Genomic DNA, 5287 nt, shown 5'->3' with positions numbered 1-5287 from the left:
GATATACAGATATAGACACAAATTATCACGTGAATAACGCATCCTACATGGATTTATTAAGAGAAATTACAAAAGTCAAAGACCAAGATATAGAATTTATAAATATAGTTTATAAAAATGAAATAAGAGATAAAAAATATATACTTGGAGAAAAATCCAAAAACAAAAATGAAATTTCATACAGATTTGTAGACGATGACAAAAAAATTTATACCTACGGAAAGATAGTAAAAAGAAATGTATAAAGAAAATTACGGAAATATTCCAAACAAAGACAAAATAAATTATTATTTAATAGAAGATAACCAAAATATAGGAGCTTGGGTAAGAAGATCAAAAATTATAGGCAAAACAGCAAAAATGATGGCAAAAGAATTAGGACTAGACAAAGACATAGCCTTTGCTTGTGGCTCACTTTTTGAAATTGGGAAAAAAGAAAATAAAAACAATTTAGAAAAAAATATAAGAGGATTTTATATTTTAAGAAAAGAATCATATTTTTTTCCAGCAAAAACCAATCTTAGCCATTCCTTTATAATAAAAGATATAAATTCCTTTGTAGGAGAAGATAATCTAGAAGAGAAAGATAAAAAAATAATAAAAAATTTTCTCCTATCCCACACTTACACAGATTACGACAAACTAATCCAAGTGCTAGACAATTCAATCACAGATAAATATATAGGAATAGAAAAATATCAAAAATATTTAAAAGAAAAATACAAAAAAATTCCATACGAAAAAGAAAGATTAAAAATACTAGAAAGCTACCAAAAATATTTTGAAAATAAATTAAAAAATCCAATAGAATATTATGCAAATAAAAATATAAAAAAATGAAACGACTCAAAGCAAATACGATTTGAAAGAGTCGTTTTTTGTTTGTATAAGCCCCTCAGTTAGACTGGGGAGTCAGTATAGCTTTAGCAATGATAACCAAACAAAAATACCTCAGTGATATAATAAATTTGCGGTCTTCCAACTGCAAAATAAAAAAATCAATGAGGTATTAAATGACACTCATAGTTTATCACATACTAAATGGAGTTGTAAATATTGCCATGATAGAGACCGATGAAATGGCTCTCTGCTTGGGATCTAAAAGGAAAGGAAAAAATGATTATGGAAAAGATGATGAATACAAAAACAGAGGGGAACACATTTACAAAGAAAATCGGGCAGATGGTCTATGTTGTCCGTTATCATTTTGATGAAGAGGCAAAGGAAACAATGTAGGATAAGATCAACTGGATGATGGTTACAGAAGCAAGTCGAATGGCAGTGTATTAGAGATGTAATTGAAGAAAAAATATGATATATTGTGAGTAACAAATCGGAAGTTGTAAAGGAGACATTATCATGGGTCTATTTAATAAGTTTAAAGGGAAAAAAGAAACAGTAGATTGGAGCAACGCATATACTGCTATTCCTAAATTCTACGAAAAACCAGACGGTACACCTTTTGGTGCAATCGCATTAACAGAGGGAACAGAAACGGTTTTACCTAAAACACCGCAGAATGAATATAGAGTAGACGGTAAAGTTGTATCTGAATGGAAATTAGTACTTGTTAGTACAACAAAAAATACTATTATCGGAGATTTAGATTATTTTACAGCGTTAAATAATGTTGAAAAATATGCTCTAGATTCAAAGAAAAACATCGTTTTGGTGAAAGGACTTTCATTGAGTGAATTGGAAAGTTTAAGGGGCTAAATATTTTAACCAATTCAAGTTTGTAGAATTTAAAAATTTAATATTAAATGTGATATAGAACGTATGGAAATAAACTATAGGTTCTATTTTTTTTGAATTTTGATAAAAGTGAATAAAAAACTATTGACATTTTGTTACTGGAAAAACTGCTTGTTTGTAATAATATCAGATACAGATTATACATTTAACTTGTAGTTTCAATAATGTATTCTAAATTATTTAACCTACTATGTGATAAGGCAGATGATGTGTATGGTGGAAGACTTCCAGTTCATGTAAGATGTCTACTTGATGAGTTTGCAAATATAGGCTTAATTCCAAAATTTGAAAAATTGATTGCAACAATTCGTTCAAGAGAAATATCAGCAAGCATAATACTGCAAGCACAATCCCAATTAAAGGCAATCTATAAAGACCATGCAGATACAATAGTTGGTAACTGTGACTCAACACTCTTCCTAGTAGGAAAAGAAAAAACAACAGTAAAAGAATTATCTGAAACATTAGGAAAAGAAATCATAGACCTATATAACACATCAGAAACAAGATCGAATCAAAAATCTTTTGGGCTAAATTACCAAAAAACTGGTAAGGAACTTATGAGCAAGATGAAATGACTTTAATGAATTGTGGTAAGTGTATTTATATACTAAGAGTAGTGAGGACTTTATCAGATAAGTTTGATATTAAAAAGTATAGAAAATATAAGCTACTTGAGGATTATATTAATAAAAACTTATTTATATTAAAAAATAAGTATAAAATAAAATTTAACACTATATTGTTGTACGATAATATATAAGTAAGTTAGCTCATATGATATAATTAATATAATATCAAAAAAGTGAGGGTAAGCATGTTCGAACGCTGTAAAATGAAACTAAAACAAAAAAAGAAAATTCATTCGAATAATTATAAGATTTATATAGGCAGTCTGAAAAAATCTAAGGATGCGATAAATAATTGTACTTTTAATGCTAGTTTAATTGAGTATAATTCTACAGAAAAGATAAAAAAATTTATTGATAATTGTAGTATATATGAAACCAGAATAGTTACATATAAAGATAAAGGGACAAATGAAAGGAATGCTTCTATAGGTGCTAATATAAGAAATGGATATTCAGAAATAAATGCGAGTTTTGGTAGTCATGATTCTAAATCAGTAGAAAAAGGAATAGAATATAGTTCTCAATCCATAATTAGTGATATTAGAAATTATTTAAATAGTAACAATAATAATATAGATAATTGTTTTGATGTTAAAGCAGGTAATTATTTTAAAATAAGGTTTCCTGTATATGGAGGTAGGATTTGTTCTTTGTCAAAAAAATATCCTTCGATATATGTTTGGACAGGGAGATATAGAAATGTTGAGATATTTTTATGTGGAAATATAAAAAATGTAGACAGAGAAAATTGTAAAAACTTTGATGAGTATACTTGGAACCCCTCAAATTTAGGTGCTTCAGAAGAATTGCTTGAAGAAATCGAAAAGTATGTTTTAAACAATAAAAAAATTGAGGGAGATATAAATTTTCAAAACTTAGAAAACAATATTAAACCTAGCACAGCTAGAATGGGAACAAAAAATTTCGGTTGGAAGGATATTCTTGCTATTTGTGATAAAAAAGAGATCACAGAAGATGGAATGATAAGAATATTAGGGTCCCCTGTAATTGTAACAGCTAATACAGATTGTGGTTATGGTTGGTACAATATTAATAAAAAAAATTATTGTGATAACTTTGAATTCTTTGAGTATGACGGGAATAACTTTACGGGGAAAATACTTAAAAAAAATCAATATTCTAAAGTGATATCAGATTATAACGATCTAGTTATAGATATTCAAAAAGATTATCATGAAATTTATAATAAAATAAAAATAAAAAGTGAAGTTGAAAATTGTAGATTTGAAACTTCAAGAATAGATCCAGTATTTTCTTATTATATAAAAAAGGGAAGATTTAATGATAATGAACAAACTAAACTAAAATCAAGATTATATCAATGTGAAGATATAATAGGAATTTGTATCACAAATGATTTACTAAATAATTAATATAACAAATATATAAAGATGATAGGAAATTATAACTCTAATCGTCTTTTTCTATACCCAAAATTAGAAGGTTAAAATGGTAAGGATAATAAGCCTTGCTTAAAAAATATAATATATTAGTAATTTAGCGATTTATTTAAAAAATTAGTGGCTTTTTTAATTGAAATTTATAGATCAAGGATAAGAAATTAATGGATAGAGAAATGATAAATTTAATGCAAATTTAGTTAAAGAAGCTGGATTTTCAGAATTAAAAAAAAGGAGCTCTAATCCATGTCTTTGGATATATCAAAGAGAACAAAAAAGGAGATAAGGTCTACAAGAACTTTATAGTTAAATCACTAAACAAAATAGAAAAAAGACAAGAAAACTAGGAGAAATAATATAGAATTTTTACAGATGGAGTTGGATTTAAAGGAAGTTGCAACTGCAATTGTTGCAGGTTTATTTTAGCGTTTAATGACTTATAAAATACTATATTATTGATTATTTTTTTAAATGAGTAAAAATTTATGATTTTTTTTATTTTTTTAGATTTACCTCTTAATAATTAAATAATCAAAGGAGAAAGTTATGTCTAAGAAAGTACTTGAAATAAAATATCTAAACAAATCTTATGTTAAAAGAAAAATTATAAATAATTTAAATATGACTGTATTTAGAGGAAATGTTTATAGTTTTTTTGAAAAAAAGAGAGGGGAAAACAACTGCTAATAGAATGATAACATAACTTATATAACTTATAAGTGTAGATTCTGGAGAGATTTTAATAAATGATAAACCTGTAATAAAAAATGGGGATCAAGCAATTAAAAATATAGGAGCTATGGTAGGAGCTCTTAAGTTTTATGGAAATCTATCTGGGTATGTATATTTTAAATTAATGACAAAACTAATTGATGGAACAAGTGATAAAGATATTGATAAATCACTTGAATTAGTAGGTCTAAAAGATAGAGGTAAAGAAAAATTTGCCTCATACTCTTTGGGGATGAAACAAAGACTTGGCATGACTTATCAACTTCCTTATCTGTAATATAAGCCAAGCCCACACAGATGAAATAAGTGACGGAGTTGCTGATAGCCCAAAAAAAGGATTAATATATAAGAATAATAAATAAAAAATTTAACAATAGAATCAAGTAACTAAAAAGTATTCATCATTTGGCATATATTCAAAGATATAAATTACATAAAAACTGGGGAGTCTTTAGATAAAATTGTAGAAGATTTAAATAAATCATTTAAAACTGAAATAGAAAATATTTTTTATAATAATTGTATAAAAGAAAGTGCGATAATAGGCTTATCTTTAGTAAAAAAAATCATAAATAATGGTGGATGAGATATAAAATTACAAAGTGAATTTGAAAAATATACAGTATTTTTATAGAGGTGCCTATAGTTCAAATAAAATAAATAAACTTGCAAAAAATTTTAAAAAATAAATTAATAAAAGGTATAGACGATTGATATGTACCCTCTTTACTGGACAAACCAGTAAGG

6 protein-coding genes and 3 pseudogenes are annotated in these 5287 nt (G+C 26.3%); all 9 read left to right on the top strand.

Annotated elements, in window-relative coordinates; all coding sequences use genetic code 11:
• Nucleotides 1-245: pseudogene (locus ACLUJM_RS12660) on the top strand (acyl-ACP thioesterase); the annotation flags it as partial.
• A gap of 118 nt (nt 246-363) precedes the next feature.
• A complete protein-coding gene (locus ACLUJM_RS12655) occupies nt 364-840 on the top strand; it encodes a phosphohydrolase (protein WP_412412963.1) in 477 nt (158 codons plus the stop codon).
• Between the two features lie 234 nt (nt 841-1074).
• Complete coding sequence (locus tag ACLUJM_RS12650; RefSeq protein WP_412412962.1) at nt 1075-1236, top strand: hypothetical protein; 162 nt, start codon at nt 1075-1077, stop codon at nt 1234-1236.
• Between the two features lie 123 nt (nt 1237-1359).
• Nucleotides 1360-1716: a DUF4299 family protein gene (locus ACLUJM_RS12645; protein ID WP_412412961.1), complete on the top strand. Its 357-nt coding sequence runs from the start codon at nt 1360-1362 to the stop codon at nt 1714-1716.
• Nucleotides 1717-1857: 141 nt separating this feature from the next.
• Nucleotides 1858-2518: pseudogene (locus ACLUJM_RS12640) on the top strand (type IV secretory system conjugative DNA transfer family protein); the annotation flags it as partial.
• Nucleotides 2519-2590: 72 nt separating this feature from the next.
• The gene (locus ACLUJM_RS12635; RefSeq protein WP_412412960.1) at nt 2591-3781 is read left to right on the top strand and encodes a hypothetical protein; all 1191 of its coding nucleotides are present in this window, start codon (nt 2591-2593) and stop codon (nt 3779-3781) included.
• A gap of 254 nt (nt 3782-4035) precedes the next feature.
• A pseudogene (locus ACLUJM_RS12630) lies at nt 4036-4155 on the top strand (single-stranded DNA-binding protein); the annotation flags it as partial.
• A 199-nt stretch (nt 4156-4354) separates the two neighbouring features.
• Nucleotides 4355-4495: an ABC transporter gene (locus ACLUJM_RS12625; RefSeq protein ID WP_412412959.1), complete on the top strand. Its 141-nt coding sequence runs from the start codon at nt 4355-4357 to the stop codon at nt 4493-4495.
• A gap of 112 nt (nt 4496-4607) precedes the next feature.
• Complete coding sequence (locus tag ACLUJM_RS12620) at nt 4608-4817, top strand: bacitracin ABC transporter ATP-binding protein (RefSeq protein ID WP_412412958.1); 210 nt, start codon at nt 4608-4610, stop codon at nt 4815-4817.
• Nucleotides 4818-5287 lie beyond the last annotated feature (470 nt).

The sequence above is a fragment of the Finegoldia sp. genome (assembly GCF_046991905.1).
GTDB lineage: Bacteria > Bacillota > Clostridia > Tissierellales > Peptoniphilaceae > Finegoldia.
This window is presented reverse-complemented; position numbering and strand designations above follow the sequence as displayed.

Coding starts and splice junctions, on each gene's coding strand:
- ACLUJM_RS12645 (WP_412412961.1), top strand. CDS start 1,360: ATGGGTCTATTTAATAAGTTTAAAGGGAAAAAAGAAACAGTAGATTGG.
- ACLUJM_RS12620 (WP_412412958.1), top strand. CDS start 4,608: ATGGTAGGAGCTCTTAAGTTTTATGGAAATCTATCTGGGTATGTATAT.
- ACLUJM_RS12650 (WP_412412962.1), top strand. CDS start 1,075: ATGAAATGGCTCTCTGCTTGGGATCTAAAAGGAAAGGAAAAAATGATT.
- ACLUJM_RS12625 (WP_412412959.1), top strand. CDS start 4,355: ATGTCTAAGAAAGTACTTGAAATAAAATATCTAAACAAATCTTATGTT.
- ACLUJM_RS12635 (WP_412412960.1), top strand. CDS start 2,591: ATGAAACTAAAACAAAAAAAGAAAATTCATTCGAATAATTATAAGATT.
- ACLUJM_RS12655 (WP_412412963.1), top strand. CDS start 364: ATGGCAAAAGAATTAGGACTAGACAAAGACATAGCCTTTGCTTGTGGC.